Below are 21,589 nucleotides of genomic sequence, written 5' to 3' on the forward strand. Positions count from 1 at the left end.
GCAATCAGGATTGCGGGATTTTCAGAGTTTGCCCCAACATCACGTTAGAGGACTTCATATTATTGGCCTGCATGATGGCATTGGGGCTGACGCCATAATGGGCGGCAATTGCGGTTAATGAGTCACCGCGCACTACCTTATGGCGAACCGGACCACGCGAGGTACTTGCGATGACGGTCGATTTCGCCGGCACCTTCAGGCGTTGCCCAACCCAAACCACATCACGTTTCAGGCTGTTCATCTCGCGCAGCGTTGCCATACTGACACCGTATTTTGCGGCGATACCTGACAAGGTTTCACCACGCGTCACGGTATGGCGTTGTGTCGCACCCGTATATTGCACCGTGCCTGTCGCCGGATTACTGGCGACGCTTACCACTGGTGCGTTATCCAGCGGGCGGTTTTCTTCCCTTGGGACCGATTGCAACGGGTGCGCCAGGAAGTAATTACGTAACCCTTTATAAATCGACTGTGCAATCTTCTGCTGATAAGCGCTGCTGCCCAGCAGCCGCTCCTCAGTCAAATTACTGATAAAGCCGGTTTCGACCAATAAAGAGGGGATATCCGGTGAACGTAATACACCGAGGCTGGCATGCTCAGGCAGACGTTTATGCAACGGCGTAATGCCACGCAACTGCTGCAACACCTTCACCGCCACATCATAGCCAACACGCTGCGAATGGCCGAATTGCAGGTCCAATACCGCCTGGCTCAGATAGGGATCGGCCTGGGTATTCGCCAGCAGATCACCTGCGCCGCCCAGCAGTTCTGATTGTTTCTCTTTCTGTTCCAGCCAGTTTGCCATTTCGCTGTTCGCGCGACGGTTGGATAGCACCCACACCGAGGCGCCGGTTGCTGAGTGGCTGGGTGCCGCATCGGCGTGAATGGATACCAGCAGGTTGGCGTTTTCTTTGCGCGCAACGTCAGAGCGGCCCATCACCGAGATAAAGTAGTCTCCGGTACGCGTCAGGACCGGTTTAAACATCGGGTCCTGATCCATCAATGCTTTCAATTTACGTGCGATGGCGATGGTGACATTTTTCTCATGCAAACCACGCTGCCCGGTCGCACCGGGGTCCTGGCCGCCGTGACCGGCATCAATCGCGACAATCACCGGTTCGTTACGACTCACCGCGCCACCGGGACGGATGGTGGTATTACTGCTGCTGACCGTGGTTACCGGGTTAGCGTTAAACGGATTTCCCTGATTGCTGCTCGTGGTTTCGCGCACCGAGCTGACCGGTGCCGCATTGCGCTTCGCCGTTTGCGTACCGCGAATGGTGAACACCACGCGATACTGATTGCCATCACGCTGAGTCGTTGCGCGGGTACGCGCAGCCTGGGTTAATTCAAATACCAGACGAATACTCTGCTTATCTTGTGGCTTACTGTTGCGGATACGCTTAACGATATTTTCGCCGCTGAACGTCAACGGCAATCCCTGAATATTGCCGCTCTGGCGGATATCCAGTACCACGCGATCGGGGTTGTGCAACGGAAAAAAACCGTACACAGGCTGACCGTTAAAGCTCAGGGTGACCGTCGCCTGACTGTCACCATTATCGACTTTGATATCTGCTAATGTGGCGGCCAGCACCGAGGTGGAGAACAGGCAGAGCAGCGCCAGCAACGCCATTTTCATCCGTGACATCATGCCTGATCCCTGCACTGCTGGAACTGTTGTAGCAGGGTTTCGCCCTGCGCTGAAACCGCCTGGAGTTCTGCTTCACGCGCATTGTCAACGTAACGCAATGTCAGCGCCAGGTCCGGTTCAGGTAAGACACCCGCACCCTGCTGTGGCCATTCAACCAGGCAAATGGCATCGCCGCTGAAATAGTCGCGAATTCCCATAAACTCCAGTTCTTCCGGATCGGCTAAACGATACAGGTCGAAGTGGTATAACGTACGGCTATCCAGCGTATAGGGTTCGACCAGCGTATAAGTCGGGCTTTTAACATTGCCCTGATGGCCCAGCGCCTGCAAAAAACCACGACTGAATGTCGTTTTACCCGCGCCCAAATCGCCATATAAATAAATCACCAGCGCGCTGTTGCATACGCGAGCCAGCTGCGCGCCAAGTTCAAGAGTTGCCGCTTCATCGGGCAAAGAAATAACACAGGTCTTCATTCTTTATTGTTGGATCATCTCTGGATTAACAAACTGCCACAGCAGCTCGAACAAATCAGTGGCCAGCATACCGCGTGTACCGCGCTGGCGGGCAACGGCGTCCGCTGCTGCACCATGCGCCACGCAGCCTGCACAGGCCGCATCAAACAGGGCCAGTTTTTGGCCCATCAGCGCGGCAATAATGCCGCTTAATATATCGCCCATACCGCCAGAGGCCATACCGGCATTGCCAACATCGCTGATGACCAGGTTTCCCTGGTCATCAGCGATCACCGTACCCGCCCCTTTCAACACCACGACGCCACCGTAGCGTTTGACCAATGTCTGGGCGGCATGGATGCGGTCGCTCTCAATTTCGCTGGTCTTGACGCCCAGCAGACGCGCCGCTTCGCCGGGATGTGGCGTAATGATGCGATTCTGACGGTAATCCGCATTGATTGCCAGCAGGTTGAGCGCATCCGCATCCCAAAGCATCGGCTTTTCGCAGGCTACAACCGTTTTCAGCGCCTGTTTACCCCAATCGCGCTGGCCCAAGCCTGGGCCAATGGCAATCACATCCGCCCATTCCAACGCCTGCTGTAGCCGTTCTTCGACCAGCGCATCCACCATCAGTTCCGGTCGGGCGGTCAGGATTGGCGCGATATTATCTTCATGCGTCAGCACGCGCACAAGCCCTGCCCCGGCACGCAATGCTGCTTCTGCCGTCATGCGAATCGCGCCCGCCGTTCCCCGATCCCCGCCAACCACCAGTAAACGACCATGATCGCCCTTATGCGAGGTGGCTTTACGCGGCTTCAGCCAACGAGAGAGGTCCTGAGCATCAACACGCTGCATCGGTGCCGGGTTACCCGCAAGAAAGACCGACAGCCCCAGCTCATCGACATGCAATTGCCCGATATAATCACGCGCTTTGCCGGTAAGTTGTCCGGGTTTCAACACAATCATGCTTAAGGTATGCGCGGCCAGCATAGTCGCCCCCGGCGCCGTACCGTTGGCTGCCGCCAGCCCTGAAGGCATGTCGATTGCCAGCACCGGTGCCGCATGAGCATTGGCGAGCGTAATCAGATGGTCATAAGGTGCAGCAGGCGCACGGTTCAGCCCGGTGCCGAGCAGAGCATCAATGATCACCTCAACCTGTTCCGGCCAGCAGGCATCGGCTGCATGAATCACTCCGCCTGCCGCCAGCCATGCTTCACGCGCTTGCTGCGCTTCTTCCGGTAGCGGTTTGCTGCCTTCACACGCCAGCAGCGTGACCGTGATGCCTGCCGCTTGCGCCAGTCGCGCCACCACATATCCATCGCCGCCGTTGTTGCCGTGCCCGCAGAGAACCAACCAGTGACTGGCTTCAGGCCATAAGCGACGTGCCAGTTCATAGCTGGCCTGCCCGGCGCGCTGCATCAGTTCATACAGGGTCAGTCCCAGGCTGTCGGCGGCATCGCGCTCCAGTTTTCCTATCGCCTGCGCAGGCCAGACAGAGTGTGATAAACTGCGCGTGTTAGCGTTCAATTCCTGGTTTCTCATGTCATACCCTCTCGATCTTCAACAGCTTGCTCAACAGATTAAACTCTGGGGGCGCGAACTCGGCTTCCAGCAAGTCGGTATTTGCGATACCGATCTCAGCCTTGAAGAACCCAGGTTGCAGGCGTGGCTGGATAAACAATACCACGGTGAGATGGAGTGGATGGCGCGTCATGGCATGATGCGCGCGCGTCCCCATGAGTTACTACCCGGCACATTGCGGGTGATCAGCGTTCGTATGAATTACCTGCCGGCCAAAGCGGCCTTCGCCAGCACGCTGAAAAATCCGCAACTGGGTTATGTCAGCCGCTATGCGCTGGGCCGCGATTATCACAAAGTATTACGCAATCGACTGAAAAAGCTCGGGGAAAAGATTCAGGAGCAGTGTGGCGAACTGAATTTCCGCCCATTTGTTGATTCCGCCCCGCTGCTGGAACGTCCACTGGCAGCCAAAGCAGGCCTGGGCTGGACCGGCAAACATTCACTGATTCTCAACCGTGAAGCGGGTTCGTGGTTTTTCCTCGGCGAGTTGCTGATCGACTTGCCGTTGCCAGTAGATACCCCGCAGGAAGAACAGTGTGGCCGTTGTGTCGCCTGTATGACCATCTGCCCGACATCAGCGATTGTCGAGCCGTACACCGTAGATGCGCGACGTTGTATCTCTTACCTGACCATTGAACTGGAAGGTGCCATCCCGGAAGAGTTTCGCCCGCTGATTGGCAACCGTATCTATGGTTGCGACGATTGCCAGTTGATTTGTCCGTGGAACCGCTATGGGCAACTCACCGACGAAGACGATTTTTCACCGCGTGCCGTGCTGCATGCACCACCGCTCACCACGCTGTTTATGTGGGATGAAGCAAAATTTTTGCGCGTGACTGAAGGGTCGGCCATTCGCCGTATTGGACATCTGCGTTGGTTGCGTAACGTAGCGGTGGCATTGGGCAATGCGCCCTGGTCAGAAGAAAATATCGCCGTGTTGCAACAGCGTTCAGGAGAGCATCCCTTGCTGGATGAACATATCGATTGGGCGCTGGCTCAACAGCGTGAGAAGCGTGCCGCTCTTAAAGTTGAGGTCCAGCCTGCACAGAAATTGCGTCTGGTACGAGCGATTGAAAAAGGTCTGGCGCGTGATGCGTGATTGAACAAATTTGCAGGATAAAATCCTTTTCCACATGCTGTGAATAAAATTATCAAGCCGATTAGCGGGATGCCCCGTTATATCGTCCAGTAAGTTTAACAACAGTCTGAAACATGAAAAAATAGATTAAAATCAATAAATTATAAATTTATCGTAAACATTTATACATACATTAGGATATAAGCAATCGTCCAGAGCCTGTGGATAACTCTGTTCAAAACGGTTTTGCATATAGGGTAAAACGCCGTCTGAATGCACCGGGCAGATTGTGGATAACCTGCTGGCCTATCAAGGCAGCGACTGTCGTCAGTTCATCAATTTTTGACTTTGCAGCATTGCGCAAACTTTCCAGAAAACGGTTTGACTGCCACAGTTTTAGTTTTGCTCGTGACCGAAGACAAATAACTTAAATGAATATTCAAAACTGGAGCGGGAAACGAGACTCGAACTCGCGACCCCGACCTTGGCAAGGTCGTGCTCTACCAACTGAGCTATTCCCGCATAGGAGGTACTGCTATACAAATTTTGGAGCGGGAAACGAGACTCGAACTCGCGACCCCGACCTTGGCAAGGTCGTGCTCTACCAACTGAGCTATTCCCGCATAGGAGGTACTGCTGAACCAAATTTTGGAGCGGGAAACGAGACTCGAACTCGCGACCCCGACCTTGGCAAGGTCGTGCTCTACCAACTGAGCTATTCCCGCATCATCTTGGTTCTGGCCGCACCGAAATTCTTCATCGGTACGGGGTGCGCATTATACGAGAAATCCTTTCCATCGCAAGAGCCTGAAAGCAAAATTTTGCGCTTTCTGCGCGTTTGCCGATTAATTCAGCAACCTGCTGTTTTCCTGCGCACCCGAAGGCGATTAAAGCTGCAAAAAATGCTCGCGGTAATACGCCAGTTCCGCCACGGACTCGCGGATATCATCCAATGCCTGATGGCTGCCGCTTTTTTTGAAGCCTGGCAGGATGTCTGGCTTCCAGCGACGCGCCAACTCTTTCAGGGTACTGACATCGAGATAACGGTAGTGGAAATAAGCCTCCAGCTCCGGCATATATTTGAACAGGAAGCGACGATCCTGACCGATGCTGTTGCCACAAATCGGCGAGGTATTAGCAGGCACCCACTGTTGCAAAAATTCGATAGTCGCCAGTTCTGCGGCACGATCGTCAAACTGGCTGGCCTTCACGCGATCCACCAGACCGCTGTTGGTATGGGTACGCACATTCCAGTCATCCATCAGCGCCAACTGCGCATCGGACTGATGTACCGCCATCACCGGCCCTTCCGCCAGAATATTCAGATTGGCATCCGTTACCAGCGTAGCGATCTCAATGATGCGATCGCGTTCTGGATCCAGCCCGGTCATTTCGAGGTCGATCCAAATCAGATTATTTTCATTTCCAGCTGTCATGCATTTTCCGCCCGTTGCCAAAGTCGTCATTACACTAAATTAAGGTGTATCATAGACGTTTTGCCCAGCGGGGCGAAGCCTGGCGAAAGCGTGAGAGGATGCGTGAGCAAAAATAAACTGTCGAAGGGTCAACAACGTCGCGTAAGCGCGAACCATGAGCGTCGTCTGAAGCAACGGAGCGAAAAGCCGGAACCGGATGATAGCCTGTTTGGGGAGCCAACCGATGGCGTAGTGATCAGCCGCTTCGGCATGCACGCAGACGTTGAAGACAGCGCAGGCGAGGTGCATCGCTGCAATATTCGTCGCACCATTCGATCGCTGGTTACCGGCGATCGCGTGGTCTGGCGTGCGGCCAATGAGAACGGCGGCAAAGGGATCGTCGAAGCGGTATACGATCGTACCAGCGTATTGACGCGCCCCGACTTCTACGACGGTGTCAAACCGATCGCCGCCAATATCGATCAGATCATTATCGTGTCGGCGATCCTGCCTGAGTTGTCACTTAACATCATCGATCGTTATCTGGTCGCCAGTGAAACCCTGGGGATCGAGCCACTGCTGGTATTGAACAAAACCGATCTGCTGGACGATGAAGCGCGTGCTTTTGTTGATGAACAGATGGCGATTTACCGCCACATTGGTTATCGCGTCCTGATGGTGTCCAGCCGCGCCAAAAACGGCCTCGATGAGCTGGAAGCTGCGTTAACCGGACGTATCAGCATCTTTGCCGGGCAGTCCGGTGTCGGCAAATCCAGCCTGCTGAATGCGCTGCTGGGCCTCGATGTCGCGGGTGATGAGATCCTGACTAACGACGTGTCGGATGTTTCAGGTCTTGGCCAGCACACCACCACTGCCGCACGCTTGTACCATTTCCCGCACGGCGGCGATGTGATTGATTCGCCGGGTGTACGCGAATTTGGTTTATGGCACCTGGAGCCGGAACAAATCACCCGTGGATTTGTCGAATTCCGTGAGTTTCTTGGCAGTTGCAAGTTTCGCGACTGCAAGCACGGCAATGATCCCGGCTGTGCTATTCGTGAAGCGGTAGAGAACGGCATCATCGATGCTTCTCGCTTCGATAACTACCACCGAATTCTGGAAAGCATGGCGCAAGTAAAAACGCGTAAAAACTTTTCCGCCAGCGAAGATTAACGGTTATACCCAAAATCATTCGAACGGCAGGAAGGCGGCAAACGAGTGAATCCCAGGCGCTTACTCAGGTAAGTGACTGGGGTCAGCGAGCCCAGCCAACGCACCTGCCGTTTGAAGGATGGAGGGTATACAACGGCACATTCGCCAACTGACCGGGGCGCTGCTACAATCCGCCCCCTTTTGTATAAACGATGTGTAATAAAGCCAGGAGGCTAAGGTGTTTGATCGTTTTAAGCTCGGCCTGAATCATATTCTGCCTAAGAAAGGACTGACCGAACTTGCCGGTTGGGGTGCCAGTCGTCGTGGTGGCTGGCTGACCAAAGCGGTCATCGATATTTTTGTTTGGTACTACAAAGTGGATATGGCGGAAGCCAGCAAACCAGACACCGCCAGCTATCGCACCTTTAATGATTTCTTCGTGCGCCCGTTAAAAGAGGGGGCTCGCCCGATCGATCCCGATGCCACGCTGCTGGCTCTGCCTGCCGATGGTGCCATCAGTCAGTTAGGTCGCATCGAAGGGGATCAGATTTTCCAGGCCAAAGGCCATTACTACTCGTTGCAGGCACTGCTGGCGGGTAATGATACACTGGCGGAACAGTTCCAGGACGGTGAGTTTGTCACCACTTACCTCGCCCCGCGTGATTATCACCGGGTACATATGCCGTGTAACGGTATCCTGCGCGAAATGATTTACGTGCCAGGCGACCTTTACTCCGTCAACCCTCTGACCGCGCGTAACATTCCAAACCTGTTTGCACGTAACGAGCGCGTGATTTGTGTGTTCGATACCGATCATGGTCCGATGGTACAGATTCTGGTTGGTGCAACCATCGTGGGAAGTATCGAAACCGTTTGGGCCGGTACCATCACGCCGCCACGCGAAGGGGTGATCAAACGCTGGCACTACCCGGCAGCCGATCATGATGGCGCGGTAGTGCTGCTGAAGGGCCAGGAAATGGGACGCTTCAAGCTGGGTTCCACCGTCATCAACCTGTTTGCCCCGAAGCGCGTCAAACTGGCAGAGAGCCTGGAAGCGGAGAGCAAAACCCGTCTTGGTCAGCCGCTGGCTATCGCGCTGCCGCAGCAGGGTGAAACCACCCCGCTCGCCGACTAACAGGACAACTCCCTGTGCGTGCCTTTCTTATCCTGCTGCTGAGTTTGTGGCTCAGCAGCCCTGTTTTTGCGGCCAGCGTGCCGCAAGCCAGTGACCTGAAACAGGAACTGGATGCCGTCAAATCCGCTAAAAGCTCCCCTGCCCAAACCGAACAAATTCAGACGCTGGAAACGGCACTCAATTTCCTTGCTGAACGCGATGATTCGCTGGAGCGGGCAAAGCAATATCAGCAGGTAATTGACGACTTCCCCCGTCTGGCGCGAGAACTACGCCAGCAACTCGCCAGCATGACCAGTGAGAGCAGCAAAACGGTGCGCAATAATATGAGCAGCACCGAACTGGATCAGGAGATTTTGCAGGTCAGCAGTCAGTTACTGGAAGAGGGACGTCAGGCACAGCAGGAGCAGGATCGCGCACGCGAAATCAGCGATTCGCTGTCGCAGTTGCCGCAGCAGCAGACCGAGGCGCGCCGGGCCATGACGGAGAGCGACCGTCGCGTGCAGGGCGCGTCAACCGCCACCACCCCGCAGGAACAAGCCCAGATCTATGCACGTCAGGCGGAGAACGCCGCCAACAAAGCGCGTGTGGATGAACTGGAACTGGCGCAACTCTCCGCCAATAACCGTCAGGAATTGGCGCGCATGCGTGCCGAAGTGCATCAACGTCAGGCCTCACAACTGGATAATTACCTGCAAGCGCTGCGCAATCAGTTGAACAATCAGCGCCAGCGTGAGGCTGAACAGGCACTGGAACGTACCGAGCAATTGGCGGAAAACAGCGGCGATCTGCCCAGCGCCATTAGCGAACAATTCCGGGTAAACCGTGAGCTGTCTGCTGACCTTAATCAGCAGGCACAACGCATGGATTTGGTCGCCTCGCAGCAACGCCTGGCGACCAATCAGACGTTGCAAGTTCGTCAGGCACTGAGCACCCTGCGTGAGCAATCGCAATGGCTGGGCGCATCGAACCTGTTGGGCGAGGCCTTGCGCGCGCAGGTGGCGCGTCTGCCGGATATGCCCAAATCACAGCAGATCGACAACGAAATGGGCCAGTTGCGCGTACAACGGCTCCGTTATGAGGATTTGCTGGAGCGCCAGCAGGCATTACGCAAAGAGAAGCAGGATGATGGCACGCCTTTCACCAGTGAACAGAGCCGCATTCTGGAAGCCCAGCTGAAAACTCAGCGCGAGTTGCTTAACTCCTTAATTTCCGGCTGCGATACGCTGATTCTGGAAATCACCAAACTCAAAGTTTCCAATACCCAGCTACAGGATGCACTGACGGAAGTGCGCGATGCCACCCATCGTTATCTGTTCTGGACCGCTGATGTCAGTGCGGTTGACCTGAGCTTTCCGGTGGATACCGCACAAGCCCTGGCACGGCTGTTATCGCTTGATACGCTGGGCCAGTTAGGCAAAGCACTGGCGATGATGTTTACCAGCAAGGAAACGGTGCTACCGATTCTGGGAGCCGTGCTGCTGGTTGGGTTCAGCATCAGTTCACGCCGCCACTATCATGCTTTTCTGGCACGAGCCGCCAGCAAAGTGGGCAAGGTGACACAGGATCACTTCGGCCTGACAATGCGCACGGTGTTCTGGTCGATTCTGGTCGCCGTGCCGATTCCGGTGTTATGGGCGGCCCTCGGTTATGGTTTGCAGGAAGCCTGGCCCTACCCGATAGCGGTGGCAATTGGCGATGGCATCACCGCCACGCTGCCTCTGCTGTGGGCGTTTATGATCAGCGCCTCTTTTGCCCGCCCCAATGGCCTGTTTGTCGTGCATTTCCGCTGGCCTCAGGCGCGTGTGGCACGCGCAATGCGTTATTACTCGCTTACCGTTGGCCTGATTGTGCCGTTGATCATGCTGTTGATCGCTTTTGCCAACCTGGAAGATCGTGAGTTCTCCTCGACGCTTGGCAGGCTGTGCTTCATCCTGATTTGCGGTGCATTAAGCATCGTGACCGTCAGCCTGAAGCGCGCCGGCATCCCGCTGTACCTGGATAAAGAAGGCAACGGCGATAACTTTATCAACCGCATTTTGTGGAACCTGATGATCGCCATTCCACTGGTTGCGGCCCTCGCCTCCTGCATTGGCTATCTGGCGACTGCGCAGGCACTGCTGGCACGCCTGGAAACTTCCGTCGGCATCTGGTTCTTCCTGCTGGTGATTTACCATATTGTTCGCCGCTGGATGTTAATCCAACGCCGCCGTATCGCCTTTGACCGCGCCCGCCAGCGTCGTGCAGAAATGCTGGCCAACCGTGCGCGCAGTGAAGAGGATAAAGAGCAGCCTGCCACCAGCATTGAGGGCGTGGGAGTGGAAGCGGATGAACCCATCATCGATCTGGATGCTATCAGCGCCCAGTCGCTGCGCCTGGTTCGTTCGATTCTGACCCTGATTGCCCTGGTGTCGGTGATTGTGTTGTGGTCGGAGATTCACTCGGCGTTCGGTTTCCTCGAAAATATCCGCCTGTGGGATGTCAGCACCACGGTGCAGGGGGTGGAAAGCATCCAGCCAATTACCCTCGGTTCGATTCTGATCGCCATTCTGGTGCTGATTATTACCACCCAGTTGGTGCGCAATATGCCTGCGCTGCTGGAGCTGGCGCTGTTGCAGCACCTGAGCCTGACGCCTGGCACCGGCTACGCCATCACCACGGTGACCAAATATATCCTGATGCTGATTGGCGGACTGATTGGCTTCTCGATGATTGGCATTGAATGGGCGAAGCTGCAATGGCTGGTCGCCGCGCTGGGTGTTGGTCTGGGCTTCGGTTTACAGGAGATTTTCGCCAATTTTATTTCTGGCCTGATTATCCTGTTCGAGAAGCCGATTCGTATCGGCGATACCGTCACCATCCGCGATCTCACCGGGAGTATCACCCGCATCAATACCCGTGCGACCACCATCACCGACTGGGATCGCAAAGAGATTATCGTGCCGAATAAGGCGTTTATTACCGAGCAGTTCGTTAACTGGTCGCTTTCCGATTCGGTGACGCGTGTGGTGCTGACTATCCCGGCACCGGCTGGGGTGAATAGCGACGAAGTGACCTTGATCCTGAAACAAGCGGCCGAACGCTGTACCTACGTACTGGATACGCCGCCCCCGGACGTGTTCCTTGTCGATCTGCAACAAGGTATCCAGTTGTTTGAACTGCGAGTCTACGCCGCCGAAATGGGCCACCGCATGCCGCTACGCCATGAACTGCATCAGCTGATTTTGCATGGTTTTGCCGAGCACGGTATCGAAATGCCCTTCCCGCCTTTCCAGGTTCGTATGGAAACCCTGGGCAAGAAAAGCCCGGCCAGCAATGGCACACCTGCGGCACGGAATTATAAGTCGGGTGGGTTGTAAAAATGAGGTGCGCAGTGGATGCGCACCTGGTCAGTTTATTTCACAAACTCTTCGCCCTGAGCGATATCTTTCTTCAGCGTATCCAGCATGCCGGTTAACGCCTGTTGCTCAAAGGCGCTGAGCGGTCCGAGTGGACGGCGCTCCACGATACCGGTTTTGCCCAACAACAGTGGCTGCGAGAAGAAACGCGCGTATTCGCCATCCCCTTCCACATAAGCACATTCGACCACGTTCGCTTCCCCTTGCATGGCGCGTACCAGCGACAGACCGAAACGTGCCGCAGCCTGACCCATTGACAGGGTCGCTGAGCCGCCACCGGCTTTGGCTTCCACCACTTCCGTACCGGCGTTTTGGATACGTTTGGTGAGCTCCAACACTTCCTGCTCACTAAAGCTAACGCCTTTGACCTGCGACAGCAGCGGCAGAATAGTGACGCCAGAATGCCCCCCGACCACGGGTACGTCGATCTCGCCGGGTTGCTTGCCTTTTAACGCCGCAACAAAGGTGTTGCCGCGGATAATATCCAGTGTAGTTACGCCAAACAGCCGGTTTTTATCATACACACCCGCTTTCTTAAGCACCTCTGCCGCAATCGCCACCGTGGTGTTAACCGGGTTAGTGATCACGCCAATCAAGGCCTTAGGTGCGGTGCTCGCCACCTGCTCAATCAGGTTACGAACAATGCCTGCGTTAACGTTAAAGAGGTCGGCGCGGTCCATGCCGGGTTTACGTGCCACTCCGGCGGAAATCAGCACCACATCGGCTCCCTTCAGTGCGGGTGTGGCATCTTCACCACTAAAACCCTCAACTTTCACTGCGGTAGGAATATGGCTGAGATCCACAGCCACACCCGGCGTAACCGGGGCGATGTCATAAAGCGAAAGGGCTGAACCTGCGGGTAATTGGGTCTTAAGCAACAGTGCTAGCGCCTGGCCAATACCACCAGCGGCACCGAGAACGGCAACTTTCATCCTGGACTCCTTATTAAGGTGGGGCAGAGATCTGCCGGGTTTCCATCGGGTTACGAGTTTAATCAACTTCTCAGGCGATAGCGACAATACCCGTCGCGCTATTAACACTGACGCCGCAATACGGCTCCCGAGACATCCACACTTCAGAAGTCGCCTGAATGATCATAGGTCGCAGCCAGAAGACAGGGGTCGGCAATGATCAGTCATTTTGTTGTTACCACTTCAATAATATAACAACATTGCAACCTTCGCTTTTGCGCGCCACGCCGCGATTTTGGCGTAGCGGTAAATCTCTGTTATGATCGCCGCCCTCGCAGGTTATCCCGGCGAACCCCTCACCTGTTTATTGCATAAAAATTCATTTAAATGCATAATCATTTATCTGCATGGGCTTGTTGCCCAACGCATCCCTCTTTTTATTGGTAACCTATGCGAAACCCATCTAAACAAGACGACCTGGTTAAGGCGTTCAAAGCCCTCTTGAAAGAAGAGAAATTCAGCTCTCAGGGTGAAATTGTGCAGGCGTTACAGGAAGACGGCTTCGAGAACATCAATCAGTCAAAAGTTTCTCGTATGCTTACTAAGTTTGGCGCGGTGCGCACGCGCAACGCAAAAATGGAGATGGTTTACTGCCTGCCAGCCGAACTGGGTGTGCCGACCACGACCAGCCCGCTGAAAAATTTAGTGCTGGATATCGACTACAACGATGCTCTGGTGGTGATTCACACCAGCCCCGGCGCCGCACAGCTCATCGCCCGTTTGCTGGATTCGCTGGGTAAAGCCGAAGGCATTCTCGGCACCATCGCCGGTGATGACACTATCTTTATTACCCCCGCGCGTGCTTTTACCGTGAAGCAGCTCCATGACGCTGTGCTGATGTTATTCGAACAAGAGCTATAAAACCCTGCCCGCTACCGGCAGATTACCTGCCGGTAACAACTCGGCCATTCCCTTTACCCGCCGTCACGCTTGAAGAAAAATCATCAAGAAACAATACATTAAGTATATTCTCGTCCGTTCTCACGCCCGATAATAATTGGTAGGACCTTTTATCCTGCTTAACCTTTAGCGCTATTTTACACTGCTTTACACAACAACATCAGCTATATACCCCACTCGCAGCGTATCAGCCAGCTGGATCAACCGTATTATTTCGCACAGAAAGATAAAATGACATAGGTCATTGTTTTTACATGTAATTAACAGGTGTTGTGCAGAAAGCAGGCGGTTTTTATAACACTCAGTTATTAAAAGTTGTCATAAGGACAAAGAATAACAACCAAACATTATTAGCAGAATATTAATTTCATGAGTGATTAGATCTATACTTCTTTTCGTGATGCAAATCACACCAAACAAAAAGAGAAAAAACAGAAGACGAGGAAATAATCATGAAAGTTAAAACTACTATCGCAACCATGAGCATTCTATCTGCCCTGTCATTTGGCGCTTTCGCCGCAGATTCTATTAATGCTGATCAGGCAATGAATCTGCAACCGGCCGGCACCATCAGTGTCAGCGGCACGGCTGGTTCGCCGATGGATATCCATCAGCAACTGAGCGAAAAAGCAGACCAGCAAGGTGCTAAAGCTTATCGCGTGATCGAAGCGCGTAATGACAACACCTACCACGCGACTGCTGAACTTTATAAATAAGTTCGCCGAAACAAGACGCAATGTGAAAGGCAACCCATTTGAGACGCGATTGCGCTCAGGTTGCTGACCCAAATTCAGGAGAGTGAATCATGAAAACTAAATTATCTATCGCAGTGCTGAGCCTGGCTTCCGTTCTTTCTTTCGGTGCCAGCGCAGCAAGCCTGATTACCAATGAGCAGGCAGACACCATGAATCTTCAACCGCTGAACCAAACCATCAGCGTGAGTGGCCGTGATGGCGACCAGAACAACATCCGTCAGGAACTTTCTGCCAAAGCCGATGCTCAGGGTGCCAGCCACTATCGCATCATTGAAAACAATCAGAATGACACCTACCACGTCACTGCTGAACTGTACAAATAATCGATAAATGATTATCCGGCGCCCAAACGGCGCCTGGATATGAATCGACGACCCGCTACCCACTTACCACCGCAGGTTGTTGATTGTAATGAGGAGACGAACAATGAAAATCAAAGCAACCATCGCAACCGCTAGCCTGCTCTCACTGTTGACCTTCGGTGCCTCTGCGGCACAACTGGTCACGGCGGAACAGGCTCAGAATATGCAGCCTGCGGGGACAGTGACCATCAGTGGTACTGCCGGTGCACCAATGGATTATCGTGCTCAGCTGTCGCAAAAAGCCGATGAACAGGGTGCCAGCGCCTATAAAGTGATTGAAGCCCGCACCGGCGACAACTATCACATCACTGCTGAACTGTATAAGTAATTCCTCGTCAACTGCTTGACGAACCCTTTGGCCCCGCTCGCCGGGGCCCTTTTTGCGTTACTTCACATTAAAGCGGAGCTGGCCATCCAGCTCCTCTTCTGCTTCATCAAACAGCAAAATCAACGCCCCATAGCGACGCTTCTGTCCTGATCCTAAGTGAATAAACTCAATCTCCAGCGGTAACGGCAGTTGCTCGCCTGTCACCACTTCCCAGAGATCGTCCAAATCAGTAATCGCCAGATCCGCCAGCGCAAAACGGTCACTGAACTGGCGGAAGAAGTGCGCCTGATCGACGATTTCATCGAAATCAAAACGTTCGATTCTCATCATGACGACTCTCTTTTCTGTACCACTGCCCATTAAACCGGGTAGCCTGCGTTGATATGTTTGTGTTGCTGCGGGGTGTGGATGCCCTCCTTCCCCCTGACAGTTTGCATCCCGTCAGGAAAGTATAGATGGCATTACCGGTGGGTTTTATGAGAGTGAGCCACCGCATCACGCGGTGGCTGGTTTCAGATTTGAATCAATGTGTTCTGATACTTACTCAGCATGCTGGCTAAACGTTTTACCGGCTCCGTTACGCTGCTCGGTGCCGCGTAGTGCTGGAGTTTCTCCTGATAGACATCCAGCTCGCGTAACAACTGCTCAAAATAGACACGTCGTTTATCATCGCTACGCGTCGAGATCACCTGGTCAGCAGTGGATCGCAGCTGACGGTGATAGGCGGAGAGATCTGCATTGATCGGCACCTCGGCATTGCGTAAGCGTTGATGGCCGATAATCAGCGTCAGCGCGATACGGTATTTATTGATATCGCCGGGGAACAGATTGAGCAGCAGAAACAGTTGCTGATACAGCGCCGGTAAGTGATTCTCGCGACGACGCGCCTGATTGGTGGTCATCGCCGCCACCGCCGCATACATAAAGCGATTCAGCAACTTACGTCCGGTACGCGCCTTAGATTTGTCACGAATCAGCAGAATCACCATCATCGCCACAAAACATCCAATCACCTGGCCCAACACGTTGTCGAGAAACACGTTGAACTCGAACTTCATCGGGTTATCCAGTACCAGCACGTTGATGGTACCAATCAGGGCACCTAACGTTCCCAGTTGGCGACGCTGGACAAAGATGCCGCCAATAAAGCCCAGCAGGCCAATCGCGATGCAAAGCAGCAGCATACTTTGCTGGGTTGCAGGCAGAACGTATATAAAGTAGAGCGCACCCAGCGGCACTGCGACCGTCATACCGTAGAGGAAGTCTTTTGCCATCATCAATGGATTAGGGGTGCGCATCGCCAGTGCGGTGATTACCGCCAGCATCACCATACAGCCACTGCCAGAGGTCCAACCGGTGTACAACCAGAAAAGTGAGCCAATCGCCGTCGCCGCAAATGTACGTACGCCGTTAATCATCGCATGGTGGGTTTCGGCAGAACGCGCCTGAATCACCACTTCACGTTGCAGAATACCGTCTTCCAGCGTAGTGATGCGGCTGTTGCTCCTGACGCCATTAATCAGCAACAAGTATTCGGTAGCCGCCCCCACCCAGCTGGCTAAGGTCAGTGGAGTGGACTTGCTGCTGACGCCAATTACCCGGCGCATGATTTTCATGCGCTTGTGCACGTCATCAACGCTTTTCACCTCTTTCTCGATCAGCAATCGATACTGCGGCGGAATGTAGTCCGGGCGGGAATTCTGGATCAGGAAGGTTTCTGCGGCCTGCGTAATCAAGGTCAGGGATAAAGTATTCAGCATTTGCAGACGACGGCTGCTGTTTTTCCAACGCGAGGATTCCATCATCAACTGGCTGCGCATGGTGTTCAGCGCCGTGGTGCGGCGCACCAGCGCGCTCCAGGCTTTGTCGACTTCTTCTTTATCGCCGTGCGCGACACAAAGTTGCAGCAGTTTGTAGTGCGCCACCAGCAGCGAATCCACTTCCTGGTCGATCACTTTTTTAATCGAACGGGGCGAGAAGATCATATCCGCCAGAATGGCACACAAAATACCCAGCACGATTTCGCTACAACGCTCAACCGCAAACTGCGGAGCCAGCGTCAGCCCACCACTGGCATCGGCGGTGACAACGATAATCAGCGCGGTGTAGCCTGCCAGACCCAGGGCGTAGGAGTTTTCGACTTTAATCAGCGAGGAGAGCCAGACGCAGAAGCCGGCCCACAGGCAACATAACAGTAGCATCACTACCGGGGCACGCACCGTGGCGATCATGATGGTCAGAGCCGCCGCGCTACCAATAAAGGTCCCGATAATACGCAGGATGCCGCGATAGCGCAGCGCGCCGGAGTAGGGATCACCTCCGGCGACAAAGGCGGTGCCACCCGCCACTATCCCGGCGGTCATCACCGCCCAGCGCGGCGTTTCCAGATTGAAGTGAAAGCCGATAATCAGCGCCGCTACCAGCGCAAATGTCAGCTTCACCGGGAAACGCAGGAACTCAATCATATCGCCCTCTTAACCAAACTCACGCAGGCGATTAAACAATTTGCTCATCGGTGAGGCTTGCGTCTTACGATCCTTCTCACCAGTAATCACCACGGTAGCGGTGGTGCCAGCCGGGAAGCGATTGCCAGGCTGATCGTCGAGATGAATACGCACCGGTACACGCTGCGCCAGACGCACCCACTCCAGATTGGAATCAACAGTGGCCATGCCTTTGCTGTCATTGGTGCTGCTACTGTCGGTAACACCGGCTGCGATGCTGTCGACGGTGCCACGCAGCACGGTATTGCTACCCAGCGGGGTGATTTCCGCACGGAAGCCCGGGCGTACGCCATCCAGCTTGGTTTCTTCCATATAGGCCAGCACGTAGAACGTATGCTGCTGCACCAGAGCCACCGCCACTGAACCACGGGTAATAAACTCGCCTTCATAGACGTTAAGGTTGGTCACCCAACCGTCAGACGGTGCCTTGATGGTGGTACGATCCAGGTCGATGGCCGCCAGATCGCGCGTCGCAATAGCTTTCGCCAGCTGATGCTCGGTGGTGGTCAGATCGTTGTTGGCCTGGTCAATGGCTTCACGCGACATCGCGCTGGTGCCGAGTTGGTTACGGCGCGCCGCTTCACGACGTTTTTCGTTGGCGACAGCCTGGTAATACTCGACATCGGCCTGTGCTTCATCCAGCGCCTTCTGGTAACGGGGGCGGTCAACCACAAACAGGGTATCGCCCTTCTTCACCAGTTGGTTATCACGGACCGGCACCTCGGTGATCAAACCGGTCACATCCGGAGAGATCGCCACGACATCGGCAGAGAATTTAGCATCACGCGTCCACGGGGATTCGGTGTAGAACACCCAGGCGCGGAAGATGATCACGATAGCGACGACAACCAGCAGGAGAGTAATCGCGTAGCGCGCGATTTTTCTTATTAGCGCTTTCACTTAAAACCTCAGACGAATAAACGGGATACAAGGTAAAACACACAGCAATAAAGCGCTGTGTTAAAAAGTGCCGGATGCCAAACCAGATCGTACAATCCGCTGGGCGTCAGCACGCGTTTCACCAGCCAGAACAGCGCCAGCGAAACTATGAGTTCAATGAAGATGGGCGGGAAAGACAGCCCAAATACGACAAATACCGGAAGCACACTCATTTCGGTTCCTTAGTTCGACCTTGCCGGATTGCACCGATACCTGCCCGCATGCCACATGGCACAAGGGGTTGATGATAATGGGATGACGGGTAGACTGATGGCAACATTCAGGCCGTTTGAGCTAATCATAGCGTATCATCTGACAAACACAGGCAGATTCACTGCCGTGTTAAGGTGCGGTGAAATGACCCAGCGTGCGTATAGTAACGCGCTTGACTATACGTTATCTACATATTGTGAGCTAAATCACTTTTTAGCCAGAGTAAACAATGGAACGACTTAAAGGCATGTCCATCTTCGCCAAAGTGGTTGAATTAGGATCCTTCACCGCCGCGGCACGTCAGCTTCATCTTAGCGTTTCGTCGATTAGCCAGATAGTCGCGAAACTGGAAGATGAGCTCCAGGTCAAGCTGCTGAATCGCAGCACCCGAAGCATTGGCCTGACCGAAGCGGGCAGAATTTATTATCAGGGCTGCCGCCGCATGCTGGCAGAGGCGATGCAGGTCCACGAACAACTGTATGCCTTCAACAACACGCCCATTGGTATTTTACGTATCGGCAGCTCATCGACAATGGCGCAAAATGTCCTCGCTGATATGACCAGCGATATGTTACGCGAATATCCGGGTTTGAGCGTCAATTTAGTCACCGGCATTCCGGCACCGGATTTGATTGCTAACGGGCTGGATCTGGTGATCCGCGTCGGTGAGTTGCAGGATTCCAATCTGTTCTCGCGTCGCCTGGGCGCGATGCCGATGGTGGTATGCGCGGCCAAAAGCTATCTGGTACAGCACGGCACGCCGGAAAAGCCTGGCGAGATCGATAATTTTTCGTGGCTGGAATATAGCGTGCGCCCGGACAACACCTTTGAGTTGATTGCACCGGAAGGGCTGGTCACGCGTCTGACGCCGCAGGGACGTTTCGTGACCAATGATTCGCTAACGCTGATCCGTTGGCTGAAAGCCGGGTGCGGTATCGCCTATGTCCCACTGATGTGGGTGATAAACGAGATCAACACCGGTGAGATCGATATCCTGTTTTCACAGTATCAGTCGGCCCCCAGACCGGTTTATGCGCTGTACACCGAAAAAGATAAGCTGCCGCTGAAAGTGCAGGTGTGTATCGACTATCTGACCGAGTATTTCAAACGGGTAGCGCGCCAGTATCAGCAGCACCGTAAAAACTGAGCATAAGTACTGTCGCGGCGCGATTTATCGCCCAATGCGTATCCGTACTCATTCGTAGCGGCGCGATTTATCGCGCGTTTTTTTGCCATCGTAAAGGTCAAAAGAGCGCGATTTATCGCGCCGCTACGGTTCAGTGCTTAAATCAGGCGGTTCCGCCGACCGTGAGTTTATCCAGCTTCAGTGTCGGCTGCCCCACACCCACTGGCACGCTCTGGCCTTCTTTACCACAGACGCCAACGCCTTTATCCAATGCCAGGTCATTACCCACCATGGAAATCTGCTGCATAGCTTCGATACCGGAGCCAATCAGCGTGGCACCTTTTACCGGTTTGGTCACTTTACCGTTCTCAATCAGATAGGCTTCCGATGTTGAGAACACAAACTTACCGGAGGTGATATCCACCTGGCCGCCACCAAAGTTCGGCGCGTACAGGCCATATTCTACGCTTGCGATAATGTCCTGCGGCGTGGATTTCCCCGCCAGCATATAGGTGTTGGTCATACGCGGCATCGGCAGGTGCGCATAAGATTCACGACGGCCATTGCCGGTAGGGTTGACGCCCATCAGACGCGCATTGAGCTTGTCCTGCATGTAACCCTTCAGCACACCGTTTTCAATCAACACGTTGTACTGTCCCGGTACGCCTTCATCGTCCACCGCCAGCGAACCACGCAGACCCTCGATGGTGCCATCATCGACCACGGTACAAAGTTCAGACGCCACCAACTGGCCCATTTTGCCGCTGAACACCGAGGTGGCACGACGGTTAAAGTCGCCTTCAAGACCGTGTCCAACCGCTTCGTGCAGCAGCACGCCCGGCCAGCCAGCGCCAAGTACCACCGGCAGCGTCCCTGCCGGAGCAGCAACCGCCGAGAGGTTCACCAGCGCCATCCGCACCGCCTCACGCGCCCAGGCATCTGCACGCACATCACCGCTTTCATCGGCGAGGAAGAATTCATAACCGGTACGCGCGCCGCCGCCGCTGGAGCCGCGTTCACGTTTACCCTGATCTTCCACCTGAACGCTGATCGACAGACGAACCAACGGACGCACATCAGCGGCCAGCGTGCCATCGGTCGCGGCCACCAGCACCTGCTCATAAACCCCGGTCAGGCTGGCATTCACTTCCTGGACACGAGGATCAGCGGCGCGCGCCACTTTATCCACCCGATGCAACAGGGCGATTTTGTCTTCACGCGTCAGGCTATCCAGCGGATTGACCGGTGCGTACAGCGAGCGGTTGATCACAGCCGAAAGGGTATGGGCTTTGCCATTGCCCTGTTCGCGTACGATGCTGCGTGCGGCTTCAGCCGACTGGCGCAAAGCATTCAGGGTGATCTGGTCAGCATAGGCGAAACCGGTTTTCTCACCGCTGACCGCGCGAACACCGACGCCCTGATCGATATGATACGAGCCGTCTTTAATGATTTTGTCTTCCAGCACCCAGGATTCGTGGAAACTGGACTGAAAATAGAGATCGGCATAGTCCAGACGACGTTCTGAAAGCTGCCCTAACAGGGAAAAAAGGTCCTGCTGATTAATGCTGTTCGCAGTTAGCAACTGCTCACTTACCAGATTCAGAGTCATCGTTTCTCACTCATTTTACG

At 54.4% G+C, this 21,589-nt stretch carries 19 protein-coding genes and 3 tRNA genes; 9 read left to right on the top strand and 13 right to left on the bottom strand.

Annotated features, from left to right (window positions below; translation table 11 throughout):
- Positions 1 to 4: 4 nt before the first annotated feature.
- From amiB to nnr, 3 genes are read right to left on the bottom strand one after another with little or no spacing between them, the layout of a single operon-like run.
- The gene (gene amiB, locus AC6I8T_RS18550; protein ID WP_497834230.1) at positions 5 to 1,654 is read right to left on the bottom strand and encodes an N-acetylmuramoyl-L-alanine amidase AmiB; all 1,650 of its coding nucleotides are present in this window, start codon (positions 1,652 to 1,654) and stop codon (positions 5 to 7) included.
- Positions 1,651 to 2,127 carry a tRNA (adenosine(37)-N6)-threonylcarbamoyltransferase complex ATPase subunit type 1 TsaE gene (tsaE, locus tag AC6I8T_RS18555; protein ID WP_021183578.1) on the bottom strand — a complete coding sequence of 159 codons (477 nt, stop codon included), beginning with the start codon at positions 2,125 to 2,127 and terminating at the stop codon, positions 1,651 to 1,653. The genes amiB and tsaE overlap by 4 nt, the downstream gene beginning before the upstream one ends.
- Positions 2,128 to 2,130: 3 nt before the next feature.
- On the bottom strand, positions 2,131 to 3,648 hold the full coding sequence (gene nnr / locus AC6I8T_RS18560) for a bifunctional ADP-dependent NAD(P)H-hydrate dehydratase/NAD(P)H-hydrate epimerase (protein WP_208724267.1): 1,518 nt from the start codon (positions 3,646 to 3,648) through the stop codon (positions 2,131 to 2,133).
- Here nnr and queG point away from each other — a divergent pair.
- Positions 3,647 to 4,786 carry a tRNA epoxyqueuosine(34) reductase QueG gene (queG, locus tag AC6I8T_RS18565; RefSeq protein WP_208724268.1) on the top strand — a complete coding sequence of 380 codons (1,140 nt, stop codon included), beginning with the start codon at positions 3,647 to 3,649 and terminating at the stop codon, positions 4,784 to 4,786. The two genes, nnr and queG, sit on opposite strands and share 2 nt — an antisense overlap.
- Before the next feature lie 425 nt (positions 4,787 to 5,211).
- Here the strand turns inward: queG and AC6I8T_RS18570 are convergent.
- The 4 genes from AC6I8T_RS18570 to orn form a co-directional block, all read right to left on the bottom strand.
- Positions 5,212 to 5,287, bottom strand: a tRNA-Gly gene (locus AC6I8T_RS18570).
- Positions 5,288 to 5,312: 25 nt separating this feature from the next.
- Positions 5,313 to 5,388 (bottom strand) — tRNA-Gly (locus AC6I8T_RS18575).
- Positions 5,389 to 5,414: 26 nt separating this feature from the next.
- Positions 5,415 to 5,490: transfer RNA gene (locus AC6I8T_RS18580), tRNA-Gly, on the bottom strand.
- A 162-nt stretch (positions 5,491 to 5,652) separates the two neighbouring features.
- On the bottom strand, positions 5,653 to 6,201 hold the full coding sequence (gene orn / locus AC6I8T_RS18585) for an oligoribonuclease (protein ID WP_021183582.1): 549 nt from the start codon (positions 6,199 to 6,201) through the stop codon (positions 5,653 to 5,655).
- Between the two features lie 102 nt (positions 6,202 to 6,303).
- Here orn and rsgA point away from each other — a divergent pair, with 102 nt between their 5' ends.
- The 3 genes from rsgA (at position 6,304) to mscM (ending at position 11,823) form a co-directional block, all read left to right on the top strand.
- A complete protein-coding gene (gene rsgA, locus AC6I8T_RS18590; RefSeq protein WP_021183583.1) occupies positions 6,304 to 7,353 on the top strand; it encodes a small ribosomal subunit biogenesis GTPase RsgA in 1,050 nt (349 codons plus the stop codon).
- A gap of 217 nt (positions 7,354 to 7,570) precedes the next feature.
- Positions 7,571 to 8,467, top strand: a complete 897-nt coding sequence (asd, locus tag AC6I8T_RS18595; RefSeq protein ID WP_208724269.1) for an archaetidylserine decarboxylase — start codon at positions 7,571 to 7,573, stop codon at positions 8,465 to 8,467.
- Positions 8,468 to 8,481: 14 nt separating this feature from the next.
- Entirely contained in the window at positions 8,482 to 11,823 is a 3,342-nt protein-coding gene (mscM, locus tag AC6I8T_RS18600; protein WP_208724270.1) for a miniconductance mechanosensitive channel MscM, read from the top strand.
- Positions 11,824 to 11,858: 35 nt separating this feature from the next.
- Here mscM and mdh read toward each other — a convergent pair whose 3' ends face one another.
- A complete protein-coding gene (mdh, locus tag AC6I8T_RS18605; protein ID WP_497834231.1) occupies positions 11,859 to 12,794 on the bottom strand; it encodes a malate dehydrogenase in 936 nt (311 codons plus the stop codon).
- A 429-nt stretch (positions 12,795 to 13,223) separates the two neighbouring features.
- On the opposite strand from mdh, the gene argR reads away from it, so the two are divergent.
- The 4 genes from argR to yhcN (AC6I8T_RS18625) all read left to right on the top strand — a co-directional run bounded on the left by argR (position 13,224) and on the right by yhcN (AC6I8T_RS18625) (position 15,178).
- Positions 13,224 to 13,694 (top strand): transcriptional regulator ArgR, encoded by a 471-nt coding sequence (argR, locus tag AC6I8T_RS18610; protein WP_013510710.1) that lies wholly within the window; start codon positions 13,224 to 13,226, stop codon positions 13,692 to 13,694.
- Positions 13,695 to 14,185: 491 nt separating this feature from the next.
- A complete protein-coding gene (gene yhcN, locus AC6I8T_RS18615) occupies positions 14,186 to 14,449 on the top strand; it encodes a peroxide/acid stress response protein YhcN (RefSeq protein WP_021183588.1) in 264 nt (87 codons plus the stop codon).
- Between the two features lie 89 nt (positions 14,450 to 14,538).
- Entirely contained in the window at positions 14,539 to 14,811 is a 273-nt protein-coding gene (locus AC6I8T_RS18620) for a YdgH/BhsA/McbA-like domain containing protein (RefSeq protein ID WP_013510712.1), read from the top strand.
- A 103-nt stretch (positions 14,812 to 14,914) separates the two neighbouring features.
- A complete protein-coding gene (gene yhcN, locus AC6I8T_RS18625; RefSeq protein WP_013510713.1) occupies positions 14,915 to 15,178 on the top strand; it encodes a peroxide/acid stress response protein YhcN in 264 nt (87 codons plus the stop codon).
- Between the two features lie 57 nt (positions 15,179 to 15,235).
- Here yhcN (AC6I8T_RS18625) and AC6I8T_RS18630 read toward each other — a convergent pair whose 3' ends face one another.
- The 4 genes from AC6I8T_RS18630 to aaeX all read right to left on the bottom strand — a co-directional run bounded on the left by AC6I8T_RS18630 (position 15,236) and on the right by aaeX (position 18,794).
- Positions 15,236 to 15,505, bottom strand: coding sequence for a barstar family protein (locus AC6I8T_RS18630; protein WP_208725591.1), 270 nt, complete (start codon positions 15,503 to 15,505; stop codon positions 15,236 to 15,238).
- Between the two features lie 185 nt (positions 15,506 to 15,690).
- The gene (gene aaeB / locus AC6I8T_RS18635) at positions 15,691 to 17,643 is read right to left on the bottom strand and encodes a p-hydroxybenzoic acid efflux pump subunit AaeB (RefSeq protein WP_021183590.1); all 1,953 of its coding nucleotides are present in this window, start codon (positions 17,641 to 17,643) and stop codon (positions 15,691 to 15,693) included.
- Between the two features lie 9 nt (positions 17,644 to 17,652).
- Positions 17,653 to 18,582: a p-hydroxybenzoic acid efflux pump subunit AaeA gene (aaeA, locus tag AC6I8T_RS18640; protein WP_021183591.1), complete on the bottom strand. Its 930-nt coding sequence runs from the start codon at positions 18,580 to 18,582 to the stop codon at positions 17,653 to 17,655.
- An 8-nt stretch (positions 18,583 to 18,590) separates the two neighbouring features.
- Positions 18,591 to 18,794, bottom strand: coding sequence for a p-hydroxybenzoic acid efflux pump operon protein AaeX (aaeX, locus tag AC6I8T_RS18645; protein ID WP_013510717.1), 204 nt, complete (start codon positions 18,792 to 18,794; stop codon positions 18,591 to 18,593).
- A gap of 269 nt (positions 18,795 to 19,063) precedes the next feature.
- Between aaeX and aaeR the strand changes: the two genes are divergently transcribed.
- Complete coding sequence (gene aaeR / locus AC6I8T_RS18650; RefSeq protein WP_208724271.1) at positions 19,064 to 19,981, top strand: HTH-type transcriptional activator AaeR; 918 nt, start codon at positions 19,064 to 19,066, stop codon at positions 19,979 to 19,981.
- Positions 19,982 to 20,123: 142 nt separating this feature from the next.
- Here the strand turns inward: aaeR and tldD are convergent, their stop codons facing one another.
- Entirely contained in the window at positions 20,124 to 21,569 is a 1,446-nt protein-coding gene (gene tldD / locus AC6I8T_RS18655) for a metalloprotease TldD (RefSeq protein ID WP_208724272.1), read from the bottom strand.
- Positions 21,570 to 21,589 lie beyond the last annotated feature (20 nt).

The organism is Pantoea sp. X-Soil-OKNW-556 (assembly GCF_059730695.1).

Coding starts and splice junctions, on each gene's coding strand:
- argR (WP_013510710.1), top strand. CDS start 13,224: ATGCGAAACCCATCTAAACAAGACGACCTGGTTAAGGCGTTCAAAGCC.
- mdh (WP_497834231.1), bottom strand. CDS start 12,794: ATGAAAGTTGCCGTTCTCGGTGCCGCTGGTGGTATTGGCCAGGCGCTA.
- aaeR (WP_208724271.1), top strand. CDS start 19,064: ATGGAACGACTTAAAGGCATGTCCATCTTCGCCAAAGTGGTTGAATTA.
- tldD (WP_208724272.1), bottom strand. CDS start 21,569: ATGACTCTGAATCTGGTAAGTGAGCAGTTGCTAACTGCGAACAGCATT.
- tsaE (WP_021183578.1), bottom strand. CDS start 2,127: ATGAAGACCTGTGTTATTTCTTTGCCCGATGAAGCGGCAACTCTTGAA.
- aaeX (WP_013510717.1), bottom strand. CDS start 18,794: ATGAGTGTGCTTCCGGTATTTGTCGTATTTGGGCTGTCTTTCCCGCCC.
- yhcN (WP_013510713.1), top strand. CDS start 14,915: ATGAAAATCAAAGCAACCATCGCAACCGCTAGCCTGCTCTCACTGTTG.
- queG (WP_208724268.1), top strand. CDS start 3,647: ATGTCATACCCTCTCGATCTTCAACAGCTTGCTCAACAGATTAAACTC.
- amiB (WP_497834230.1), bottom strand. CDS start 1,654: ATGATGTCACGGATGAAAATGGCGTTGCTGGCGCTGCTCTGCCTGTTC.
- nnr (WP_208724267.1), bottom strand. CDS start 3,648: ATGAGAAACCAGGAATTGAACGCTAACACGCGCAGTTTATCACACTCT.
- orn (WP_021183582.1), bottom strand. CDS start 6,201: ATGACAGCTGGAAATGAAAATAATCTGATTTGGATCGACCTCGAAATG.
- AC6I8T_RS18630 (WP_208725591.1), bottom strand. CDS start 15,505: ATGAGAATCGAACGTTTTGATTTCGATGAAATCGTCGATCAGGCGCAC.
- aaeB (WP_021183590.1), bottom strand. CDS start 17,643: ATGATTGAGTTCCTGCGTTTCCCGGTGAAGCTGACATTTGCGCTGGTA.
- AC6I8T_RS18620 (WP_013510712.1), top strand. CDS start 14,539: ATGAAAACTAAATTATCTATCGCAGTGCTGAGCCTGGCTTCCGTTCTT.
- yhcN (WP_021183588.1), top strand. CDS start 14,186: ATGAAAGTTAAAACTACTATCGCAACCATGAGCATTCTATCTGCCCTG.